At 29.2% G+C, this 24,115-nt stretch carries 16 protein-coding genes and 1 pseudogene; 3 read left to right on the top strand and 14 right to left on the bottom strand.

The features are described 5' to 3' along the window. Nucleotides 1-322: 322 nt before the first annotated feature. From JK634_RS14705 to JK634_RS14680, 6 genes are all read right to left on the bottom strand, one after another. The gene (locus JK634_RS14705; protein ID WP_202768427.1) at nucleotides 323-775 is read right to left on the bottom strand and encodes a GNAT family N-acetyltransferase; all 453 of its coding nucleotides are present in this window, start codon (nucleotides 773-775) and stop codon (nucleotides 323-325) included. Nucleotides 776-899: 124 nt separating this feature from the next. Next, nucleotides 900-2,924 (bottom strand): TcaA NTF2-like domain-containing protein, encoded by a 2,025-nt coding sequence (locus JK634_RS14700; protein ID WP_338031242.1) that lies wholly within the window; start codon nucleotides 2,922-2,924, stop codon nucleotides 900-902. Nucleotides 2,925-3,000: 76 nt separating this feature from the next. Continuing rightward, a complete protein-coding gene (locus JK634_RS14695; protein ID WP_202768425.1) occupies nucleotides 3,001-3,660 on the bottom strand; it encodes a zinc ribbon domain-containing protein in 660 nt (219 codons plus the stop codon). Nucleotides 3,661-4,723: 1,063 nt separating this feature from the next. Next, complete coding sequence (locus JK634_RS14690) at nucleotides 4,724-7,390, bottom strand: SIR2 family protein (protein WP_202768424.1); 2,667 nt, start codon at nucleotides 7,388-7,390, stop codon at nucleotides 4,724-4,726. Nucleotides 7,391-7,956: 566 nt separating this feature from the next. Then, entirely contained in the window at nucleotides 7,957-8,175 is a 219-nt protein-coding gene (locus JK634_RS14685; protein WP_202768423.1) for a DUF1659 domain-containing protein, read from the bottom strand. 117 nt (nucleotides 8,176-8,292) lie between these two features. Continuing rightward, entirely contained in the window at nucleotides 8,293-9,012 is a 720-nt protein-coding gene (locus JK634_RS14680; RefSeq protein ID WP_202768422.1) for an N-acetylmuramoyl-L-alanine amidase, read from the bottom strand. Between the two features lie 68 nt (nucleotides 9,013-9,080). Here JK634_RS14680 and JK634_RS14675 point away from each other — a divergent pair, with 68 nt between their 5' ends. Then, a complete protein-coding gene (locus JK634_RS14675; protein WP_202768421.1) occupies nucleotides 9,081-9,674 on the top strand; it encodes a sigma-70 family RNA polymerase sigma factor in 594 nt (197 codons plus the stop codon). 60 nt (nucleotides 9,675-9,734) lie between these two features. On the opposite strand, the gene JK634_RS14670 is transcribed toward JK634_RS14675, so the two are convergent. The 3 genes from JK634_RS14670 to JK634_RS14660 all read right to left on the bottom strand — a co-directional run bounded on the left by JK634_RS14670 (nucleotide 9,735) and on the right by JK634_RS14660 (nucleotide 14,784). Then, on the bottom strand, nucleotides 9,735-9,998 hold the full coding sequence (locus JK634_RS14670) for a hypothetical protein (protein ID WP_202768420.1): 264 nt from the start codon (nucleotides 9,996-9,998) through the stop codon (nucleotides 9,735-9,737). 14 nt (nucleotides 9,999-10,012) lie between these two features. Next, a complete protein-coding gene (locus JK634_RS14665) occupies nucleotides 10,013-10,483 on the bottom strand; it encodes a hypothetical protein (RefSeq protein ID WP_202768419.1) in 471 nt (156 codons plus the stop codon). A gap of 1,523 nt (nucleotides 10,484-12,006) precedes the next feature. Then, entirely contained in the window at nucleotides 12,007-14,784 is a 2,778-nt protein-coding gene (locus JK634_RS14660; protein ID WP_202768418.1) for a TrlF family AAA-like ATPase, read from the bottom strand. 282 nt (nucleotides 14,785-15,066) lie between these two features. On the opposite strand from JK634_RS14660, the gene JK634_RS14655 reads away from it, so the two are divergent. Beyond that, the gene (locus tag JK634_RS14655; RefSeq protein WP_202768417.1) at nucleotides 15,067-15,294 is read left to right on the top strand and encodes a sigma-70 family RNA polymerase sigma factor; all 228 of its coding nucleotides are present in this window, start codon (nucleotides 15,067-15,069) and stop codon (nucleotides 15,292-15,294) included. A gap of 666 nt (nucleotides 15,295-15,960) precedes the next feature. Here JK634_RS14655 and JK634_RS14650 read toward each other — a convergent pair. Genes JK634_RS14650 through JK634_RS14635 form a run of 4 tightly spaced genes read right to left on the bottom strand, consistent with a single transcriptional unit; the run spans nucleotide 15,961 to nucleotide 21,231 of the window. Next, on the bottom strand, nucleotides 15,961-16,887 hold the full coding sequence (locus JK634_RS14650) for a hypothetical protein (protein WP_202768416.1): 927 nt from the start codon (nucleotides 16,885-16,887) through the stop codon (nucleotides 15,961-15,963). A gap of 9 nt (nucleotides 16,888-16,896) precedes the next feature. Further along, nucleotides 16,897-19,110: a DEAD/DEAH box helicase gene (locus JK634_RS14645; protein ID WP_202768415.1), complete on the bottom strand. Its 2,214-nt coding sequence runs from the start codon at nucleotides 19,108-19,110 to the stop codon at nucleotides 16,897-16,899. Continuing rightward, complete coding sequence (locus tag JK634_RS14640; RefSeq protein WP_202768414.1) at nucleotides 19,107-21,020, bottom strand: site-specific DNA-methyltransferase; 1,914 nt, start codon at nucleotides 21,018-21,020, stop codon at nucleotides 19,107-19,109. The genes JK634_RS14645 and JK634_RS14640 overlap by 4 nt, the downstream gene beginning before the upstream one ends. Next, nucleotides 21,013-21,231 (bottom strand): helix-turn-helix domain-containing protein, encoded by a 219-nt coding sequence (locus JK634_RS14635; RefSeq protein ID WP_202768413.1) that lies wholly within the window; start codon nucleotides 21,229-21,231, stop codon nucleotides 21,013-21,015. The genes JK634_RS14640 and JK634_RS14635 overlap by 8 nt, the downstream gene beginning before the upstream one ends. Before the next feature lie 262 nt (nucleotides 21,232-21,493). On the opposite strand from JK634_RS14635, the pseudogene JK634_RS14630 reads away from it, so the two are divergent. Beyond that, nucleotides 21,494-22,656, top strand: a pseudogene (locus JK634_RS14630) (IS110 family RNA-guided transposase). Nucleotides 22,657-23,109: 453 nt separating this feature from the next. Here JK634_RS14630 and JK634_RS14625 read toward each other — a convergent pair. Then, entirely contained in the window at nucleotides 23,110-24,081 is a 972-nt protein-coding gene (locus tag JK634_RS14625; RefSeq protein ID WP_202768412.1) for a DUF4046 domain-containing protein, read from the bottom strand. Between the last annotated feature and the right edge of the window lie 34 nt (nucleotides 24,082-24,115).

The following is a 24,115-nucleotide window of genomic DNA, read 5'->3' as shown; positions in this document are numbered from 1 at the left end:
CTACTCACCGCCTTTCAACGCTTTTATTATATATCAACTTTTAGATTATAATAGTATTTATAAAAACAAACAAGTTAACATAGATTAAACATATTAACAATTTGGTCACATAAAATATATTAATTTATGATAAATTTGTTATGTCTATATTTACCTTAAGGTTTTATATTTATACAAGTTTAATTTATCCTTGATTTAGAGCTATAATATATAATGCTTCAAATGTTATATTTGCTACTTATCTCAAAAAATATAATTAAAAAAATGTACAAAAATACCGTATCATTCATTAGTGAAAAATACGGTATTCATATTAACATTTCTATATAGTTTTTTTCATACAAATGCTCTCTGGCATACCTATATATGGATCATAATTCTCAGTTATTGTATATCCACTTTTTTTATATAGATTAATTGCTTCAATATGTTTTCTTCCTGTTTCTAAAATAGCATATCTATAACCTTTACTACTTGCAAATTCCTCTAAGCTATTAACTAATAACTTTGATAACCCTTGTCCCCTAAAACTTTTTAATACAAATATTCTTTTAAGCTCCGCAGTTTCAGTATTGTATTCCTTAAAAGCACCGCAAGCAACAGGCTTGTTATCAACATATATAATTATAACATCATTTATATTATGAACCTTATTATGTTTATCATATTGATCTTGTATTTCTCCGTTTCTTTCCCTAAGATCCTTATCCAATTCATTTATAAGCATAATGAAATCACTATTTTTATTATCAGCCTTTATAATTTCTATATTCATTTTACCCTCCTTTATACTTGGTTATCTCTAGCAGTAGTAATAACCATGATAGCATATAATAATTATATGGCATAATGCAGAAAACCACCACGCTTTAACGTGATGGTTTTTATTTCTAACTAATTTAATAATTTATTTTTGATATAACCTTATATAGGTCTGCAAAATTTAAAATTTTCCACTTTCCATCTGACTGCTTCTTAACTTCGTATTTTCCTTCCAATACCCTCATGTGTAATGGATCATCATGATTTTGTACTTCATAGGTTTCTCTTGTAGTAACAATACAGGTATCTGAGTCTTTAAATTCTTTGTTTATTATTTCAAGTGAGAGCAATTGTTCCTGTATATCATTCATGATATATGGCTTAACCTCTTTTTCAACACCTCCACCAGGAACTAAATAGCTTTCTATATAAGAATAATCATGATTGTTAATTGCCTTAATATAATTTCTTAAATAATTTCCAATCAATCCTGATATCTCATCAGTGTTGTTTAGATCTGATTGAGTTGAAATAAGCATTCTTGGAGTAAATGCGTAACTTGTTCCTCCACCTTCTTTACGTGTTTGAATATCTATTTTTAATGTTCTTTCATCAATCATATTATTTTTTTCCTGAGATTCGTATTCAATAAGATACATTTCCTTGTTCTGTTTATAAATTTTCTGATATAGATCTGACATATCTGATATATTGTTTATTTGCTTATATAACCCATTCGTACTCTTCGCTATATTCTCTAAATTTGAAGTGTCGAGTCCAGAACCTATACCTATAATAAATATTGGCACATTATATCTCTTTGCTACCTGAATTACTTCATCAGGTGTAACTTTACTGAAGTTATCTTGTCCATCAGTAAATGCTACTACGCATTTTGCACCATTCTGTACGGCAGTATTATTAACTGCTGCAAAGAGAGCATCATACAGTGCTGTAAGATTTTCAGTTTTAAGATTAGCTATTTGATTTTTCAAAAGTTCTTTTTTGTCTGTAAATGGTGCACATGTACGAACCCCATTGGAAAAGGCTGTTAACTCAACTTCATCCTTTATATCAAATTGAACTTGATCCAAAAAATTAGTCATTATTACTTGAGCTTTCTGTAATGGAGCACCAGTCATACTATCGCTTACATCTGCTACTATATTAATATTTAAACTCTCCTGTTGATTTAATTGTGTTACTTTTTGAATTGTCTGCTTTATGAATTCATTCTTATCCGCATTTTTTTCTGAAATATAGAAAAAACGAGGATCTAAATTATTAGGTACTTCTTTTGTATTTTTATCTTCTATTGATAAATATACCTTTATTTTTGGATAACTATTAAAATCGATTTGATTAACGACTACATTATAATTATCATGATTAGTATTAATTGTTATAAGTAGGTTATTCCAATCAGTTAATACCTTTTTAGCACTAATAAATTTGTTTTCTTTCTTATAGGCTGTAACATTATCCTCATAACCTTTTATTTTTTCAAGTTCCTCAGGGTATGCCCTGGAATTATCTTTTGCTTTTGTTTCTTTAAGCATATTATCTATTATATTATTATTGTCTTTCTCTAATTTAGTTATAAAATTCTTAGTATCAGCTAATAATTCTTTTATTTTTTGATTGTTTTGTTCCTTTTTTTCAGTGGCTACTCTACTCTTTAGAGTATCATATTCTGATTTATAGTTATCTAATATATATTCATCACAAGAAGCCAATGTAGTCTCAATTTCTTTAAGCATAGATTTTGTATTCTTTAACATACTTGTTACAATAAATACACCCAGCAAAACGATTGCGAAAACAGATGCTGCTATTATTAATTTCTTTTTGGGCAACTTTTTTTGTTTGTTTAACTTGCTGTTGCTGTTGTTAATTTGAGTCGCAGAAGCAAATTCTAATTCATCACTCTTTTTAAATTCATCTATATTTTCTTTACTATTAATTTCATTTTCACTGTTATCAACATCGTAAGATTTCTCTTCTTTTTGATCTTCTGATATTGTTAAATCTTCAGCATTTATAGTATTTTCTTCAGATTTATCAACATACACACTAACGATTTCCGTTTCATTCGGTCCTACAGGCTCTCCACAATTCGTGCAAAACTTTGCATTCGATTCCATTTCTTTTCCACATTTCACACAATACAAAAAAATCCCCCCTATATTTTAAAACCGCTTATATATTAAATCTTTAGGATTTATTGTTTAAGTGCACTTAATGCGGAATTTCACTCTCTAATTTTTTCAAAAAATAAAATTTATTAGCAAGTCCTCCCGCTAATACAATAAAAGGTGTTGCCGTAAAAGAAAGTAAATTAGATACTAATCCGTAACTTTCACTTTTTAAACTTGAATTTATTATCATTATCACTACAATAAATCCTACTGATAATAAACTAACTGTTATCATTGCACGATTCCCCCATAGCAAACTACTCTTAAAATCCTTAATGAGCTTGTAACAGTATACGCATAATAGTAAAGAGCCCAAAATAGCACCTACAAAAAAGAGAAAAGCAAAAAAATTAAATGCGGATACAAAACTATTATGACTATCAAAGTTTTTAAATTGGCTAGCTAAACTAAATATTCTATATAATGAAAAACTATTACTTTGTATACCTAAAAATGATGCTTTTACCCAGCCGCCAAACATTAAAAATACCATTATTACAGAAGATCCAAAAGTAATATAAAAATCAACACTTTTATCTTTTGAAAGATTAATTGAATCTAATACTGATTTGGTAACCTGAGTTACATTTGGTATATTTGAAGATTTATTTTGTATTGCTCCTGCCTCATTTTTTGTACCACACTCAGGACAAAATTTGTCATTCTCTAAAATTTCTTTACCACAATTTCTACAATACATTTTATTCCCCCTTTTTATTTAGAACAGCTAAAAATAGTATATTTCGGTTTTTCACAATTTGTTCCAATTAATTCTACGTTATCTAAATATATTTAAAATGTCATTTCCTCAATGCCACAACGCAGAAAACCACCACGCTTTAACGTGGTGGTTTTCATATCCTTGCGAGATAAGTCTATAAGCCGAGTTCTGTATTCCTTGTAAGTTATATCAAGGCTTGTCTATATTTATCTTTTTGTATCTTAAAAGTGTTGATTTTACTGGACTTTATTTTAATTTTACATTATATTGCATCAACGTTTACCTAATTATATTTTATGGATGGTAGGAAGAATGTCGGAAGTTTTTACTTATCCTTAACACAGTATCCATGGCCATATAAACTTAACGGTCTGCTCAGCCCCAATCCCAGGTAGTATTGCCCTGGAACTTTATATGCCTCTCCATTTGGTCGTAATGTAACATTTGGCACCCTTATCAGCTGGTACTCTGAATAGGTTCTTTGGTGAACCAGTAATTCCGAGCCTTCTATAATTAATAATTGTACGACTTTAGCGGGTCCTTTTTTGCTCAATGAACCACTTCTATGAATGAATCAAATTTTTCGAGATATTTGGTTACACCCACCCTGCCCTTTCAAAAAACACGAAAATAAAAAGCAAGTGCTAATTACTTCTTAGAAATATAGTAATTTTGAGGCACCCTCTTATTTATGTAAATTATATATAAGTTATTGATAACTATTTACATTATGTTTAGTTCATGAAATATAGATAATATGAAGTTCATCTTAATTTATCTGACTTCATTTAATGCTCAAGTTTGTTATATAATGCTTATTAGTAGCTTATTTATTGATAAGTTACTCTCCCTGATCCTTATAATTCATTGAGTGCATCATAAATAGGACTGAAGACACCCTTCATACAGCTAACTACTGCTTATATACATTGATTTCCAAATAACAAAACTTATTAATATCCATAATTTTTGTTCATTTATTTCTAACATGTATATTAATATCTCATCACCTTGATAATTTCATGTTAAAATACTCATTGACTTATATAATCTCTAATATACCTTGAATTTCTTTATTTTCTTCTAGATATCTAGACAGTATATTTGAAAAATTGTTATCAATATTTTTTTCTACATGTTTATTTTTAAAGGCAATAATATAATATTGGTTATATGATTTGTTATATAATTTGTTAAATAACATTCTATATTCATCTTTTAAAAATATAAGCCCATTATAATTATTTTGATTACATGCATCTTTAATATCTGATTTTCTACTCATTACATTACTCCAAATATCAGCATTGGTATCCTTATACCAATGTTCTTCTGGGAGAATATGTTTTAAAATCATCAATAAGGCTTTCTGTCTAAGCCCGTTTCTTGAACCAGTAGCATTTATAATATAATCATACAAATACTTTACAGAAATACATATAATACTCTCATTTTCAATTTGATCAGCAATGCTCTTTTTATCCATAATATATTGTTCTATTAAGTATTTATAATCAGTTTCAAATTGAAAATCAGTAAAATGATTACTCCAAATCTCTATATGATAACACGATTGACTACAAGTTAATGCTAATTTGTTGTTATAAAATAGAATATCACAATTATTATTTATCAATGTGAACTTATTTTTTATTATCTTTTTTAATTCTATAAGTTGATAATTTTCTTTTTCATCAACTAAAAAATTAATCAACTTGATTATTTCAGATTCATATATTTTAACAGCAATGGATTCAACTATTTTATGACTTATTTTAATAGTATTTCTTGAAAGTTCAGTTTCCAAGCCCATACTCTCAAGCTTTCCATTAATTATTAGGAATGGAATTGAATAGTTTCCAAGTTGCTTATAATTATCTTTTTCATAAATGACATTTGAAATCATATCATTATAAAACACTATATTCTTTTGCTTAAAAATATTATATAGTACTTTATCCTCATCAGATTTATTACCTTCTTGAGTCTTTTCATTCATTTTGTCTTCATTAATCAAATATACATTATCAGTAACTATATCAAACCACTCATCTAATTTCGATTCTATATTCTTTAATATTGTTGATTCTTTATCATAAGTAATTTTTATTTCAAAATTTTTATTAGTAATATAATTATCCAGTCCAATTTTTGAAATAAACTCATTTACGTTTGAGCAGTTCCAATTATCATTCAATTGAATTTTTATTTCTGTAAATGAATTGATAGAAGTCTCTTTAGAATTATTCTCTAGCATAATCACTTGCTTTTTACCATCTTTAATAAACAACTTAAAATGTATCATATCTTCGTATGATTTTTTTGTAATTATATCTACATTATCACCTACTAAAAACATTGATAAGGCCCCTATACCATACTTTCCCACCAATCCTTCTCGTGTATCCTTTTTGCTTGATTTGCCAATAGTTAAATAATTCTCTTTAATTTCATTGAAATTCATTCCGATCCCATTATCAACAATCTTTAAATAATGTTTATCCTCTTCTTTGAGATAATAAATATTTATCTCATATTTAACTTTATTCCTGACCTTTTTACATGCGTCTAATGAATTTTGTAGCAATTCTCGAACTACTACTTTCTTTTTATCTTGCTGCTTATATAAAGGTTCAATTAGTAATTCAATTACTTCTTCTGATATTTGGAATTTTAAATCTTCCTTTTCATTTTTTGTTGTAATTCCAATATAAGTGTTTTCTTCTGTAAATTCGTCTATATCATTTATATTTTTAATATTAACATCTAATAACTGCTTATTATATTCGTTATATGTACATACTTCATATAAATTCTTCTTTAAAAACTTTAAAAACTTTACAGGCAATTTTTTTGATGTTATATCACTTATAGCTTCATAAAAAACGCCATAATCATACAACTTAAAACAAGTAACACTTATCACTCTACCATTAAGTAATGTGATATTTTTCATTTCTACAGAAACATCTTCTGAACTGCTAGAATAATCCAATAACCATATCCTTTCTGTAAAACTATTTATCTCATCCTTTGACATAATTTCTGTCATAATAGTTAAGATGTCTAAAATATTTCTATCACTTATACTATACCCCATGAAAATCAGAGGGTATTCCCAAAATATCGTAAGTAATTTTGCATATAGGTACTTGCTTTTTTCAAAAAAGTTGTCATAATCTTCCTTTGTTATCAATATACTGCTTGGATCAGTTACGCATCCGTGAATTTTATATATATCTCCAACCCCTAAAACATTCTTATTTAAGACTGAATCCTGCCCTATGTGGACACTATAATCATCCCCAAAAATATGTTCCAGAAGTTCATCATAGTTTGTTGTTACTATTGCTGCTGGTCTTGTTTTTTTCAATTTTACAATTTCATTATTTACAACTAAAGAGTTCCTTTGAGATTCAAAACATTTTTTTAATATATCAGCAATATTGTTTCTCATAAAAAATCTTCTATCTTCATTAATAATCTCACTTGACATTAGTGAGCGAAATACAAAATATTCTATTTCCTGTGCCAATCTTTCAAAATTGTTATTAACATTATTCTTCAACTCATAATAATTACAATCTGTTGTGCTAGCTATCTGCATTAATAATTCTTCCCAAGTTGGGCTTTCAATATATCTTCTTGAAATTCCTGCGCCTATGAAAAAAATAGGTGGTACTCCCTTTTCATTAATCTTATTCTTCATTTTCAAAATTTCTTTTTCCAACATATTAATCTCGCTTTCAAAATTCTTTTATCGATCCATTGTTATTTATTAATACAGTAATAATATAATTTTTTTCATCTTTTCAGTTTGATATTGATAACAATTTTACTGATTTCATTTATATAGGTAAATTTCTGATTTGTTTTTTTATAAAACATTTTCAAATTCATACTCACTACTTTATCACATTCAGTATTAGCACAATAAAATATTGATTATGCCAACCTTTAACCTCGAGCCCAGCAGTTAATTAGCTTCATCCATATATTCTTGATACTATTACTATATCTGTACAAAATGAAAACTTCCCATTATAGACATTATTAACATACTTCAAATTTAACTTCATTTTACCTTCTATTATTATACTATATCATCCCTTTTTTGACATCAATCACTAAGTTATATCAAATATATCCAAAGGACTAATGTATCATCAAAAATTTACTCCATAATAAATAAACAAAACTACTAATTATTACTCAAAATAAAAGGGACATGAAAATCAAAATTCTCACATCCTTTTCAAGTAATTATTAACTTATTTACCCCATCAATTCAAAACTTTCTTCCTTCAACACACTACAAATTTGTGTATACAAAATATCTCCTATAGCATGTCCTACTGCAGATAAATTATCAACAGTAGCCTCATTTGATATATTAGAAAAACCTTGTCTTCTGAATACATCTTTTCCCTCTTTATCTATGCCTGCTTTGTATTTAATCACCAATGATTGTGATGCTAGTAATGCCTCTGCCATACAATAACCCTCCTTTCTTAATTATTGAGCTTTAATCTGAACATGTGTTTGCAATCGTTAGTATTCTTATTTATAATTATTAATAGGAATACTCTTACATTTATTAAACAATCATGCTTATCTCACCCTAATCCTTTGTCCTATATAAATAAGATTAGGATCATTAATACTATTTAACGCTATAAGATTTTTAACAGTTGTATTATATTGCTTTGATAAAACCCAAAGGTTATCTCCTTTTCTAACAACATGATATATTCCTTCATCTATAGTCTTGTTACTTTCTGGTATATGTCCCATATTGTTAGGAATATTAAAAGCCTTACATATTCCATTAAATATAGAACTAGCCATTTTTTCTGCATCGTAGCTTCTCATATCTATCTCGCTATCACAGAAAGCACATTCAATAAGTATAGCTGACATATTAGTTTCATTTAATACATAGAGATCATGTCTAGCTTTCACACCTCTATTTGTGAAGCCAAGTTTGATTATCTCTGGAAGTATAATTTTAGAAACTTCTTCTCCTCCGCCACCTGGAATACAAAGTATCTCAGTACCGTTGGCTCCAGGGAAAGCATTGTGATGTATTGATATGAAAAAGTCAGCTTTTGAATCATTTGCTATACCAACTCTTTTATTTAAGGAATCAAAAAGACTTTGAACATTATTGGGTGCACAATTTATAACTTCAATACCTGCAGCTGAACATTTCCCTATTAGTTTTGTGCCTACATCTAAGTTCAAACTATCTTCTGACTTAATTCCAATGGCTCCCCCGTCATAAGGAGCATTATGACCTATATCAATTGCCAATTTAAGTGCGTTACTCATTTTATCACCCTCCTCTTAAAAGATATATGGAGATATCAAAAAAATTAATAAGTGAAGAGGTGGTAAAAATGAATTTTGTTAAAGTTGAGAACCTAGCTCTACTATCAAAGAATGGAGACATGAAGGCAAAGGAGGAATTGGCAGAAGAGTTTAAACCTTTTATATTGAATCTTTCAAAGAAATCATTTATACATGGTTTTGATTTTGAAGATATCAAGAATGAATGCTATAACAGCTTATTTAACTGTTTAAGACATTACACCCCAGATAAACATAGGTTTGTGGCCTACGCTACTATTTCAATAAAGAACTCAGTAGGCTTATTAATAAGGTCCACTAATAAAAGAAATAACATGGACGGTGCAGCTTCATTGATTCTTAACGATAATCTTGAAAATATTCTTTCTTATGATATGGAATTTGTAGAAGATAAGATTATTAAAAGAATTACTAATTCCAAACTAAAGAAGGCAATTAATACTCTTAGCTGCGATGAAAAGGAACTTGTTGATTATGTATTCTTTAAAAAGCATACCTTAATGCAATTTTCCATTTATAAAAATTTATCTTATTCCAAAGTTGTAAATATGAAAAATAATATCTTAAGAAAATTGAAAAGAATTCTTAATACTGAGATTTCATTAACTTCATTTCCTAATTAGGAAATGCAAAAAAGCATCAAGTGATATTTTAATCTCTTGGTGCTTCCTTATTTATATATATCATATTTTAAACAATATCCATTTACATGTACTCAATTCATACTTTAATTGAAATTGCTTACTTATTCCTTCAATTTCGCTTATACAATTATAAACAATCATCTTATTTCCGGCGAGTTTTTCTATGTTTCTTGTGATTACTCTGTCAACTTTTACTCGCATATCTGATTGATCTTCATTGTGAAATCTGAATCTCACTGGATGAAGTACTCCCTCCTTATCAAACCATGCAACCATATCTATGGGCTTCGCAACAACCTTCACATAAAAAACCTCCTTTATAATAAGTCATAAAATACAATTTCAGATAACTTATTTTGAAATACTTCTTTATCAATTTCATTATGAAATCCATAATCAGTTGGCGGTTCGCTTAAGTAAATTTCCCTAAGTAAATATCCCATCTCATCCTGTTTCCCTTTGCAAATTTCATATGTAAAATATCTGAAGGTATCATTATTATCATATACAATTGCAATATATATTGCCTCTTGCAGCATAGTTGCTTCAGGAATAGATAATATTATTGCTGTATGTTCAAAATTCAATTGAACTATATTCATAATAAAATTGGGAGGTTGATTCCTAAGTTCTTGATTCTCTAATTCAATATTTGACCATTCTATCTTTAAATTATCTATAAACTTTTCTTCATCTCTTAGCAATCTATAAATCATCAATGGTCCAAAATTATAAACAATATTAGGCATTAATTCATAAGTAAATTTATAGTAGTCATCTCTATACATAAATGATTGCACTCCCTCATAATATTTTAAGAACATATGTTCTTATAGTATTATATCCTAATTCAAGAATAAATTACAATGGGAACAATTATTTTTTTTAATTTTTTTAATTTTTTTAGATATGCCTATGTACATAATAGAGTGCTTTGTAGTAATTCTAATTTAGTCTTGGATTTAAATAATTACTAAGAAGACTTATAACATAATCTATAACTATATATATTGTAGCCATGCTCTATCTTTAAATCTTCGTTCCTCAGAATTAAATCTAGTTCATGGACACCTAAATATAATGGGATGCTCCGCCCCACTCCCAGGTAGCATTTTTCTGGAGTCTCATAATAGTCTCCCTCTTGTCGAATGGAGACTATGGACAATCTTATCAGCTGGAACTCTGAAGAGGTCCTTTGATGAACCAGCAGATAAACTAGTCCATAGCATAAAATCCGCTAAGGCGTATCAGTTCAAAAGACACTTTCTATTTTTATCAACATATATTGTTCATCTCACTATATATACGAACAACTAATTCCTTAAGAGTGCCATTTGAACTTTAATACCAAAAAGGAAGCTTTGGACAAGCATATATTTGTTTGTTCTGTGGTATTCCTTTTAAGAACAAAAATAAGCATGTCCAAAGGTAATAATTAGAATATATTACTTCTCAATATAACATTCTTACAAATAATACATTGCTCATGAATTTTTGATTAATCCGTTTCTACTATCTTCATATACCTAAAGATGTATTTACAGTACCTTATATTCTATATAGTAGTTATTATTATATTTCTCTCTACATTATATCTTTTTGCACTTTAACTGCCACCCAAAAAAGGACTAGCTCTCGTCTGGCATTTCTAAGTTTGTATAAGTCTCTCCTTAATCCGAGCCTTCTACAAACTAAGTACTGCATGACTTTAGCTGGTCCTTTATTTAGGTACCCGGCAGAGTGCACGAGGGCGGACATGCTCCCTGTAGAAACCTTGCATGTACATGCATTAAAAAGACATGTCCATATAAAGTTTCACAGCAAGGCATGTCCACCCTTTACTGGTATTCCTATGTGGTCTTTATGTGAATGAACAATTAATTTCAATAAATCAGAGTTTCGAGTTATTTTATTCCACCAACATTCCCCCTACAAAATAACACGAGAATAAAAAGAAGCTGATAATCAGCTTCTAAATTCTAATAAACCAATCCCTTGTTTTTAAGGACATAATATATTAACTTATACTTTTTTATATTTACATTACCTTATATTTGATACAAATGTTTATCCATTTTCTTAGTCCTCTATACATAAACTATTTAAATTTTTTTCATTTAAACACAATTCACATACATTCACTATCTATCATATTTCAATTGCCGCTAAAGTTGATTAACTTACAAACAGATACTACTCATTTTCCATCATTGTTCATCAAAACTCATAAAAAGTATTTATATTACGAAAAGTATTATATTTATATTACTATAATATACACTAGTAAACAGGCAAAATAACCCTTCAAAGTCTATATATTTAATAATGAATATCTATTAGCCCTCATTAAAAAAGCTTTTTCTCCTCCCTCCATAACATTACAAATTTCATCTCTTAACTTATTATCTTCTATAGTTCCTTGTTTAAATACTTCTATATTCTTAGAATCTGAATTCATTGCAATAATTAATTCTGCATCACCATTTACAGGTATATTCGCATTATGAGTAATAACTATTATCTGTCGTTTTTCTTTACACTCTTTCACTCTTTCTACAACTAAATCATAAATTAAATGGTTATCTAGATCATCTTCTGGTTGATCTAAAATAAGCGGAACTATCCCATCTGCTAATATAAATGTAAGAATTGCAGATGTTCTTTGTCCGGCTGAAGCATTTTGCAATGATTTATATCCAGATGAATTATTTGGTTTATACTCTATCTGAATATCATCTTCTGGCAATAACAATTGTAGTTCTGCTATCTGCTCATCATTCAAAGAATTAATAACCTTATTAAATTTGCCTCTAAATAGCATCATATTATCATACTTAACACTTTTTATTTCTTCAATTAATGAAGTTACCCCTCTTTTTATATCTCTTTCAAAGCACTTTTTTGCTATTTCATCAATTTCATCATTAAATCCAGAAGGCTTTTGTAATATCTCTCTGAACTTAAAAATAAAGTTGTCATAATCTCTAAACTTCTTTATCTTTATTTTAATGTTGGTATATTCCAACAGTTTTCTTGTGAATTGAGCCCTTTCATTACTTATAAGTTCTCTTAATTTAATATACTCATCTTTTATATTTCCCAATTTTCCATACTCATCTTTCAGTTGACTTTCCTTTCTCTCAAGTATATCTAATTCATTTTGTTTCTCCTCTTTATTTTTTAATAATACACTTATCCTCTCTATATCTACTCCCATATCTTTTAGGATATTTATCTTATCATTATACCTTTTCTCTAGATCTATATAATCCTTATACCAATTTGTTCCCTTAATACCTTCCATATAATTAAATTTTAACTTTTCCAGTGAAGCCTTAATTTCTACCAGTGCATGTACATTTCTATAAAACTCCTTATTACTACCCTCTAATATCATATTCAACTCACTATTATAATTATCATTAAATGCACTTAAATCTATTACTTCGCTATTTCTACTAAATTCTTCTTTAAAATTATCTATCAAATTAATTTTTTCATCTAAATCTTTAGCAAATCGTGATAATAAAATATATTCTTTATTAAATATCTCATATTCTTGTAATAAATCTTTTATCCCACTTTGCCTATATGTATCTATCTTTTCAGAAATATCGTTCAACTCAGCAGATAACTTTCGCTTAGATGATAAACTCATTTCAATTTCTCTAATTTTTGAATATTGAATCTTATATCTAGACATACACATATTAGCTTCTTTTTTATGAGATTCAATTGAATCTATCATTGAATCAACTTTATCTCTAAGTGAATTTGTATTTTGTGCTAACTTATATATTTGCTTTTGATTATATATATCTACTCTAAATAAATCTTCAACGCTTTCATCTATAGGTACAAATATCTGTGAATCCGAATCATATTTTTCGACCTTTAAATCACAACTATTACTACCACTAAAATTCTTTGCAATAACTTTATATAGTATAGAGTTCCTTACAACTTCTACTTTTATTTCAGAAGTAGATTTTAAAACTCCTTCAGTTTTTGTTTTTATTTTATAAAAACTAAGAAATTCTTCGTATAAATCATTTAATTCTTTTATATTATCCATTGCAAAAATAGCAGTTAATAACCTTACAATAGTTGATTTCCCACTACCTCTACCACCTATGACTGCTGTTAATTGTGGATTAAATTCGACTTCTAATGGTTTACTCCCTAATACCTCAATGTCTTTTACATAAATACTTTTTATCCATAAATCCGGCAACTTATTAACTTTTGAATTATCTTCTTCATAACATGTTTTTATTCTTATACTTGGAAATAACATTGCTTGCCTTAAACTTTCTAATCTAGGACTTTCATCCATCTTAATCCATGAATATTCTTTTCCAATCCCCCATAATCCATGTTTACTAGAACCTTCCGATTCCGGATTATCTGAAAATGTTAATATTCCATATTCTCTATCTTTCACAAGCTTGCTACACTCTACATAATCACCGACCACTCCCATAGATAATTCAGAATCAGCCTGAGACAACTTTAAATACAATTCTTCCTTTTTAATATCTACTTTTTTTCCTATTATTAATTCTTTATTTACCATTTGTACTGCTGAAATAGTCTTAAGATTTAAGAAATCTTTCTGTATTTGATATGAAGTGTTAGCTAACCCACTATAACTATCTACATGTGCTGGGATTACAATGGCACCGGATTCACTTGCAATTTTTGCAACCTCAATTACGCTCTTAATAGAATGAGCAGTCTGTTTTCCAAAATCTTCTCTTTTAATACCTGCATCCCTCATAAAATCCTGTATTCTAACCACCTCTACATCTATGTCAAAAAGTACTAATAGATGAATTTTACTATCACTACATGTTATCTCCACTCCAGGAAAAACTGTTATCCCTTTTTCATTCCCTTCATTTCTTATTTTATCGATCCACTCAACTGAATTATGATCTGTTACTGAAATACAGTCCAATCCTCTTTCTATTACCTTTTCTATAAATTGTTCTGGTGTAATACTTTTATCAGTAAAGCATTCACTTGCTGGCGTATGCAAATGAAAATCACATTTATACCACCTATTACCCTTAAAATCTATTTTCATAGCAAATCCTCTCCTTACTTCCATATAAATATCAACTTTCAAATCATAATTTCTTATGCTCATATTCATTTTATAATAACTATTACCATATTTCTACATAATATTATATTTATTACAACATCAAACATATAATACAAAATAAAAAAAGGACATGAACCCCAAAAGTTCACGCCCTTTTCAAACTACCCAATCAATTTAAATCTCTCTACTATCAAAAGAAATAAATTGTGGTGAAGTTACGTTAATTTTTAGTGATAATCTTGAACAATACTTTCATATGCCATGGAATTTCTTGAAGATGAGATTATTAAAAGAATTGCTATTTCCAAGCTAAAGAAGGCAATTAATGAGCTTAGTCCTGATGAAAAGAATCTTGTTGACTATGTGTTCCTCAAAAAGCATACCTTAAGACAATATTCTTTAAATAGTAACATTTCCTATTCAAAAGTTGTTAATTTGAAAAATAGTATTCTTAATAAATTGAAATTAGCTCTTATTAATGAAATATAATTTAGTTGTATTTGATAATTAGTAGCAACGTAATAAAAGCATCAAATAATATTTTATCATGATGCTTTTCTATTTATATATCTTATATTTTAACCAATAGACATAACTCTATTTAAAATATAATATTAAAAAACAGACAATCACCGTACATTGCCTGTTCTCATTGTTTTATTTAATTATAATATTAACATATTTATTTTCCACTTTTTTTATCTCAGGCACCATACTTTATTCTACTACAAAATAACTTATATGAAGCTACATAAAGAATTTCATGAACAAATATTATTGGTAAAAAGATAATAAAAGAAAAGTGATAAATCTAATAATACATCATTTATACTGTAAAGCCCATATTCTTTGCAAATTTCTGTGGTTCAACAACCCTAGATGTTTTTAAAGCCTCTTGATAATACCTTATGAGGAAATCTATTGCAACATTTCAGCATAAACCATGGTCTACACGTTTATGATTCACCATAGCCATAGTCAGACTTCCTAACTCCAGTTCAACTTCAACAGCAACCTGAAATTTAATTTTCATTTCAAAAGTTATAGATCTGAAACAGGAAGTTCTTATTTTAAATAAAAAAGGAAATTTTCACGATAAGTCACTTACCTAAATCTTCCAAATCAACTAGCAAGTAATACTTTAAATAGTCGCTTTTACCAAAGTCGATTGTCGTGGAAAATATCTAATAAGTTTCTACAGCTTTCTATTGGGAATACGTAGTAAAGAGCATTTTCTGATTTATCTTTTCTTGACATATTTATAATTCGTGGCTCTATAAAGAAGTCAGTTCCTAATGCATATCCTGTTATATACCCAATAATTGATTCAGTAGTATTCCAGTCCATAAAAATTCTTGTATATATATCACACTTTGTTTCTAGCTCTTTAATAACTATTTCTTGAATCAATTCTTGCTCTGAAAGTCCAGCAAACTGGCTATGATATTCTACTACATACTTGCAATAATCGTTAAAATTATGAACTGTCTTTCCTATAGTCCTCGAAAATTCTGGGTAAACAAAAAAATCTCTTTTTCTCAAATTGCTTATAAGTTGCTGCTGTTGTTGTGCTTTACTGAATTCTTTTTTATTAATTCCATTGTAATCCTTATCTGGTACTCGAGATGACTTAACTTCAACAGTATATAACCCTTTTGATTTTAAATATGCTAGCGTGTTTGGTGATACTTTTCCGTACTGATTATTCTGAACATCATTATTTATTAAGTCCAATCCAGCCTGCAACCATTTATTCCCTGATAGATATAGTATCCCATCTATAGGTGCATGTTTCTCAAACTCATCTTCTCGAAAGTCATCATAAGATAAATACAAAATAGTCTGTTCAGGTTGATAAAACTGGATGAAATCAGAGTACATATCCTCAGCCAATTTACCCTGCAAGGTGTCATGAACCATTTCTTCTCTTGTCCTACTTTTTTGCCAAGTATTCACAGTATTATCAACTATCTTTTCAACAGTATCATATACTTCTTGTCCTATACTATCATTCTTCATAAACATTATGACATTTTCTGAAATCTGACAGTACCTATACTTTTTACTCGATTTTACTTCCATAGCGTTCACCTAAAATAAATCCTTTAGTGGTTTCCAATTCTCACTAATCAATTGGTCAGAGTATTCTGTATTGTTGTATTTCAATTTTTCATTCTTATCTCTCACAAACGCCCATTTAACATTGTAAAATTCAGCATATTCTTTAAAAGCATTAAACTTGTTGCATACTTGTTTATCAATGTTCTTATCCTGTCCATTTAGTTCCCCACCTTTTGTTTCAAGTATCCATACATCACCATTTTTTAATTTCACAATGTAATCTGGATAAAATAACTGTTGGTGTTGTAGTGAAGTTGTATACACAATTGAGAAGTATTGTAATCCCTTATCTCCATTCTTGTATACCCAATCAACGTTCTCATTATCTTCACAATAATTTTCTAGCAACCTCTCGCTCTTTGACCTTATGCCTTCAACTACCATACTACTATTATACTTTTCATAGGCACTACTTAAAATTTCTTCTACATCTGTATCCGTAGGGTCACACCTATATAGTTCTTCAAGTGGTATCCTAAACTCACTCGTTTTTGGCATTAACGCCATATTTATCTGACGTACGCTTTGTGCGGTTAAATCTGCAAAATCATCACGTAACTGTCTGCGATTATTAATCATAAATGCATACCATTCACGGTTATCTAATTTTAATAGCTTATACTGACTTCTAGTCTTGGAAAAGAATAGATGTTTTAGTATTGCTTTTGTCTTTTGACTTGTCATTCCTATTTCACGTTTAATCATATCAATAGAGTGAAGTAAATCTATTCCGTTGCTATGTGTGTTGACCTCAAAATTAACACTTAAGAAGCCACCTAAATCATTTCGTGCTATGTCTGCAGTTTTTATAAATTTCCCTTGTCGCACATTTTCTGTTAGTGTTGTTCCAAAGATAAAGCTGTTGGCTTCTAATATTTTCTTATTATCATTAAAGTTCTCAGAAAGCTTATATTTTTCCTGCAAAAACTTATATGCTTTAATTAAAGTTTCCTTTTCACCTAACATGTCAAAATCAAGGTCTCTTGTCTGCTTAGTTAATGTAAATGTCTTACACTTATCCTTTAAGAATACTCTTTTGACTTCAAAGGCATTCCCCCCACCCAAAACACTCTCCTTGTACTTTTCGTCAAAAGTATAAAGATAGCAATTATCCAATAAGGTATTATCGTAATGCTTAGTTTCTGGCATACGTCTTAATCTACCAATTGTTTGAATTTCAAAATCTTCACTCATATTTTCACGTAGTTTTACAAGCACTTTTGCTCTTGGACAATCCCAACCAGTGGATATTGCTTGTTTCATCAATAAAAAAACAGGAATACTATCATTAGGTGTGATATTATCTATATTGATTTTGTCATTATCTAACCACTTAGCTAACATACCATTTTTATAGCTATAACCCATGTTTTCAAGCTTTCTCTCTACTGTTTTTATCATTACATCTGATGAGTTGGGAAATTGTATTATAACAAGTGGTCGAATTACCTTCCCTAATCTTTGATACTCCTCTGCTATTGCTTTACGTTTTTCATCAGCAAGATTAATCAAATAATCGTGCTCATTTGCAATATCATAGCTTATGGAATCCTCTATTCCCTCATTTACGTATAAAGCTCTAGTTATTAATCCAGAGTTAATAACATCAATTTCATTAATCTCATACCATTCAGATAACTTGTCCTCCTTAGTTGTTGCTGAAACACGAATGATGTTTTTTGCTGAAAAAGCATCAATAACATCTTTTGCTTTGGACGTATTATTTCTGTGCTCCTCATCGATAATGACCATAAATGTGATTCCCTTACGATGGGCATCAGCAATTCTCTCAAATAAATTTGAACGTTCACTATCAGTAATCGCCTTGTTACCTTTCTTAGTAACCTTTTGCCAATTTATAAAGGTTGTTTCTCCTTGATTAAACCCTTGTAACAATACATCGTTAATATCATTTGTAGGACGGTTATTTAGGAACTTATCCATCTTAGACTTACTTTGTTCCTCCAATTCACCGTCTCCTGGGCATAACCATACAAAACATGTCTCAGGATCTATATTATCAAGATATTTATCAATAAAATCTATTAGCATAATCGTCTTGCCACTTCCAGTAGGGCTTTTCACAAGAATTACCTGTTTGCTATTTAAGTCTGACGATTTATCTAGTAGAAAACTTACACAGTTCTCTTGAAATTCAAACAGTCCATCTAGTAAATTTATCATAGTTCTCCAACCTCCTTTAGCTCTGTTGCAAAGTAACAATCTGGGACAATATTAACCTCAATGTTATTTTCCTTGAGCAAACGTTCTTGTTTTGCAGTCAACAAAATATCAGATGAAATATACAATGTTCCGCACTTCTTCATAGCCGGTGAATTACTTACAAACTCATCTAAAGTTTCTTCTGACATAATTAATTTATAATACTCAGTTGATATGTCAATTCCATTTTCTAATTCAATCATCTCACTTATATACTGAGATAGTTCATCTGATATTACAATATCTTGATTGTCGTACTTATTAACATAACTTGTTTTAAAATATTTCAAATTCGCCTTTATACCTTCGCTAACAGATGTAATGTCAATTCCATATACAGACACTCTTTTCTCTTCAAATGCAACTTTTACTTTATCATAACGTCCATTATTTTCTTTTTTAATTGCTTCGATTTCACTTAAGATTTTATCTGCATTTTGAAGTAGTCTCTGATTGAATGGAACTTCATATAATAATTCACTTGTTTCTAAAGTAGCTTCAAAACGTGTCATTGTATCATGTACTCTTTTGTACGTTACATTTTCACATATACCATTCTCGTTATTAGTGCACAGTATAAACCTTCTATTCCCACCATCCTCAATGTTTGCAATCAATGTAGCTTGGCCAGTTGTACCCGAACCAGCAAAAAAGTCGAGCACAATGGCATTTTTATTTTTATGACACTTGATTAGTTTTTTAATTAGTTCTACTGGCTTAGAATAATCAAACTCATCTTCTAATCCAAAGAAAGCTAAATCTTTTTTTGCTCTATCATTTGAATAAATATTTGCTGTAAGTTCGATAGAACTCATTGGCTTTGTCTTTTTTTCAAAGTCTATGTAATATTTACCCTGTTTGTCTTTCTTTATTTTAGCATTTAGATATGTCTTTGTATAAATTCTAGCAGTTCCATCATTCTTCCTTTTAATAACAACAAACCCATTGTCATAACCAAAATCAAATAGATTTTTATTCCATCTCCATGCCCAATCCGCCCTCTTATGATTACCATTCTTTCTTTCCAAATATTTATCGTAATCTCCACCTGGATAGAAAATTTCACCTTCTACTTCCAGTGGGTAATCTAAGCTAGCACTATATGATAAACTATCATAGTCCAATGTTTGATTTAACTTGTATTTTCCTCTTTCTTCTACAAATTCATCTTCATACTTATAATTATCATCAATATGCTCTTCCATTCTAAATACGTCCTTATTGTCCTTCACATAAACCAATACATAATCATGATTCTTTGAGAATGAACCAGTAGTTTTACCACTTTTTTTCGTCTGTCTTGGCATTTCAATAATAAAATTACTATCTCCAAAGATAGTATCTGCTAGCATCTTTAATTGAGCCTGTTCATTATCATCAATACTCATGAATAGAATTCCATCCTTTGATAGTAAGGACTTAGCTAATCTCAATCTATTTGCCATGAATGAAAGCCACTTTGAATGTTTGAATCCATCCTCTTCATCTACATAGTTATCGTCATACTTAAAGTCTTTGTTTCCAGTATTATATGGAGGATCTATATATATAATATCTATCTTACCCCTATGAGTTTTTTCTAATAAATAAAGACTATGAAGATTATCTCCCTCTAGTAAAAAATTATAGTCTTCGCTCTCTGACAGATTTATCTTCTTTTCACTTACCTCTGCGAAAACAGGAATTTTTGTTTTTAGTTCTTCATCAACTCTTTCGGTGTGTTCTTCCCAAACTAAACCATACTTCTTTTCAACTAAAGCAGTTTCTATCTCATTAAAAGCAATAATCGACGTATCATCGGCATGTTGCTCTCGTAGTTGATTAAGAAATGAAATCATGTCTTCACGTTTATGCTTTGATATATTAGTCATTTAAAATTCCCTCCTTTATTACTTCCACTAAATCACCAATCTGACACTCTAAATATACTGCAATCTTACCTAGGCTCTCCAAAGATACTGGTTCACCTTTAGTCATTTTTGAAAGAACGTTACTTGTTGCTACCTTGTAGCTAACTAAATCAGCCTTTTTCAAGTCTTTTTCCAATAACAAATGAAATAATTTTTTATAGTTATACTCCATCTTATCAACCTTGTATAATGAACATATAGTAAAAATCCATTATACTTTCCCTTTCTTAATTATTTTTACTATACTTGTCATAAGACGCTGTGGATTAGTTTTTCCACCTATAGCTAGACTATTTTAATTGAGGATCTAACCACAGCTTTATGCTTATTTGTTAATTAGTTAGATACCGCATGACGTTTTATATAGAGCAAGGATACATTTAGCATGAAGCAAGTGGAACATAGCGGACTAAATTAAAAAAGAAGCTGTTCTTATGATTTATATTGGAATTGACGTAGCTAAAGACAATCATGATTGCTGCATTATTGATTCAGATTGTGTTCTTCTTAACGATTCTTTACATATATCCAACTCGCGAGATAGTTTTGAATTTCTTTATTCTTCAATACTTTCCATCCTGCCTAATAAGGATATTTCTAGCGTAAAAATAGGACTTGAATCAACAGGTCATTATAGCACTAATCTGCAAAATTACTTGTATTCTAAAGGCTTCAAACTGGCGAGTCTCAACCCCTTGGCTACAAACCTTTCCGTAAAACTCAGACTCTTAGAAGAACTAAGACTGACAAAACAGATGCACTAGTTATTGCCAAAATGCCTTTATCTGATGATACAAAATCCTATTCCCCTGCATCATATCAGATTCAAGAGTTAAAGTCACTAACTAGACATTGCTTTCAATTAATTGGGTATAGGTCTAAACTTAAATTATCAATAACAAGGCTTATTGATATAAATTTTCCCGAATTGCCTAAACACGTTTGGTCAATTCATCAGACTTCTGCTTATGCTCTCCTATCAGAATTACCGAACCCGAAGGAAATATCTAATTGTCATTTGACTAAGCTTACAAACATTTTATATAAGGCAACTAACGGCAAATATGGTAGAGATAAAGCTATTGAAATAAAGAATGCAGCTATAAATTCTATTGGAACTAGCACCCGTTCTTTATCTTTTGAACTTCAACAAACAATTAGGCTAATTCAATCCGTTCAAGCTCAAATAGATGCTTTAGATAATCAAATTAAAGAAGTTGTTATAGAAATAGATTCTCCTATAATGAGCATTCCGGGAATCTCCTATACACTAGCATCTATACTTCTAGCAGAAATCGGCTATATAGATAGATTTACTAATCCGGCAAAGTTTTTAGCTTTCGCTGGACTTGATCCATCAACATATCAATCAGGAAAATATAATGCTTCACATACTCCTATGGTGAAACGTGGTTCTACCTACTTACGTTGGGCTATATTAATATACGCTAGAACAGTTTCTATGCGTAATTTAACCTTTTCGGACTATCTTGAAGGTAAGCATTATCACGTTGCTATGAGCCATGTAGATAAAAAACTAATATGTGTCATCTTTTATCTCTTAAAAACCAACACCTCATTTGTTCCACAAATGTAGTCACTTATTTTTTTCTAAGCAACACTGTTGCTTTATTTGTCATGCAATTTTTTAATAAACTAAAAAATATAATTTTTTTATTAAATTATATTGACTTCATATAGTTAGTCTCTTGTTCCAGTCAATAACAGATAAGCATAGTATAGCATAGTATTTACATTATCTCCATAAAACTTTAGATATCATTAGTTTTACTTAACTAAATATTTATTTCTAATAGTACACATCTTTTTATCTTTTATGGTTTTCTTTTATTTTTATTTCTCATTTCAAATCGAGGCTTTTATAGTTCTTACGTAAAAGTAAAAATAATAAAGGAACTAGAACCTTTTAAGTAAAAGTTATACCTTTACGCAAATATACTAAGTTCCGCGTATTTGTTAACTCCCCTAAAGCACACCTAAATATATTAGTATGAGGAGACATATACGAGAATAATCGTATAGACACTGCTCATCCCACATCCAAAACGGCCTTTTTAGGTGAACTCTTATAATACCTATCAATAACTAACCTTAATTTATTATCTTGGAAATCATAATAACTTATTTCACTTGGAACTTTTCCTTTTTCTTTCTTTAACTTATCTATTAACCACATTACAGCTTTTTTTGCATCCTCTTCATTCCATCTATGATAGCCAAATTCCCAAGGCATATATTCCTCTCCATAAGCCTCAATCACTGCTCTTGGAATTGATCTATTGTAAAAATTCTCTATCAAAGTTGTTAATTTATTATTATGAAAATCTTCTATGGTAAGTTCATTTACAACCTCATCATGAGTAAGTTTTAATTTTACTTCAATAAGCCATTTTACTGCTCTTACTCTATTTTCTTCAGCCTTCCAATAATTTGTTGCAACAGAACTTCTTTTAAGTTCCCAAGGATAAAACTTATTTGGATACGCTTCATTTACAATCTCAAAACTGCTAATATAATAAGTTGTTAACGTAGCTAAACCATGTTCAAGCAACATTGTCCTATAGAATTTTTCTTTAATATCTTCTAAATTCCATTGAAGTTTTTCTTCTAGGAGATACTTAATTGCATCAATTCTATTTTTCTTGTTGCACCAATAACCCTGAGGTATTCTACATTCAATAAATTCAAATGCTCTATATTCATTTGGATAAGCCTCCATTAAATATCTAACTGCAGATTTACCAAAATATAATTTACATGGAGTCCAAAGCTTATTATTCAGGATAAAATCCTTTGATAGGCTTTTTAAAATTTCTTCCCTATCTAACTTTAATCTTTTCTCAATAAGATATTTAAGTAACTGTAAAGCTATTTTCTTACCTTCTGCCTTTGATACTGAATTCCAAAATCCTTGTGGGAAAATAGGTATTTTTCTTTCTAGTACGAGATCATATATCTCGCATTCATTTAAATATGTTATATTCATTCCTTTATAGTACAATTTATAAAACTCCTTAACTAATTAATATTACAAT

The sequence above is a fragment of the Clostridium paridis genome, assembly GCF_016765615.1.
Lineage (GTDB): Bacteria > Bacillota > Clostridia > Clostridiales > Clostridiaceae > Clostridium_T > Clostridium_T paridis.
Note: the sequence above shows the minus strand (reverse complement) of the source record. Positions and strands in the feature narration are given on the sequence as shown.

What these genes read in the sequence shown, in the direction of transcription:
- JK634_RS14685 (WP_202768423.1), bottom strand. Translation starts at nt 8,175, where the DNA reads ATGGCAGAGGCATTACTAGCATCACAATCATTGGTGATTAAATACAAA.
- JK634_RS14695 (WP_202768425.1), bottom strand. Translation starts at nt 3,660, where the DNA reads ATGTATTGTAGAAATTGTGGTAAAGAAATTTTAGAGAATGACAAATTT.
- JK634_RS14640 (WP_202768414.1), bottom strand. Translation starts at nt 21,020, where the DNA reads ATGACTAATATATCAAAGCATAAACGTGAAGACATGATTTCATTTCTT.
- JK634_RS14660 (WP_202768418.1), bottom strand. Translation starts at nt 14,784, where the DNA reads ATGAAAATAGATTTTAAGGGTAATAGGTGGTATAAATGTGATTTTCAT.
- JK634_RS14650 (WP_202768416.1), bottom strand. Translation starts at nt 16,887, where the DNA reads ATGGAAGTAAAATCGAGTAAAAAGTATAGGTACTGTCAGATTTCAGAA.
- JK634_RS14645 (WP_202768415.1), bottom strand. Translation starts at nt 19,110, where the DNA reads ATGATAAATTTACTAGATGGACTGTTTGAATTTCAAGAGAACTGTGTA.
- JK634_RS14705 (WP_202768427.1), bottom strand. Translation starts at nt 775, where the DNA reads ATGAATATAGAAATTATAAAGGCTGATAATAAAAATAGTGATTTCATT.
- JK634_RS14665 (WP_202768419.1), bottom strand. Translation starts at nt 10,483, where the DNA reads ATGTATAGAGATGACTACTATAAATTTACTTATGAATTAATGCCTAAT.
- JK634_RS14655 (WP_202768417.1), top strand. Translation starts at nt 15,067, where the DNA reads ATGGAATTTCTTGAAGATGAGATTATTAAAAGAATTGCTATTTCCAAG.
- JK634_RS14680 (WP_202768422.1), bottom strand. Translation starts at nt 9,012, where the DNA reads ATGAGTAACGCACTTAAATTGGCAATTGATATAGGTCATAATGCTCCT.
- JK634_RS14675 (WP_202768421.1), top strand. Translation starts at nt 9,081, where the DNA reads ATGAATTTTGTTAAAGTTGAGAACCTAGCTCTACTATCAAAGAATGGA.
- JK634_RS14635 (WP_202768413.1), bottom strand. Translation starts at nt 21,231, where the DNA reads ATGGAGTATAACTATAAAAAATTATTTCATTTGTTATTGGAAAAAGAC.
- JK634_RS14690 (WP_202768424.1), bottom strand. Translation starts at nt 7,390, where the DNA reads ATGAAGAATAAGATTAATGAAAAGGGAGTACCACCTATTTTTTTCATA.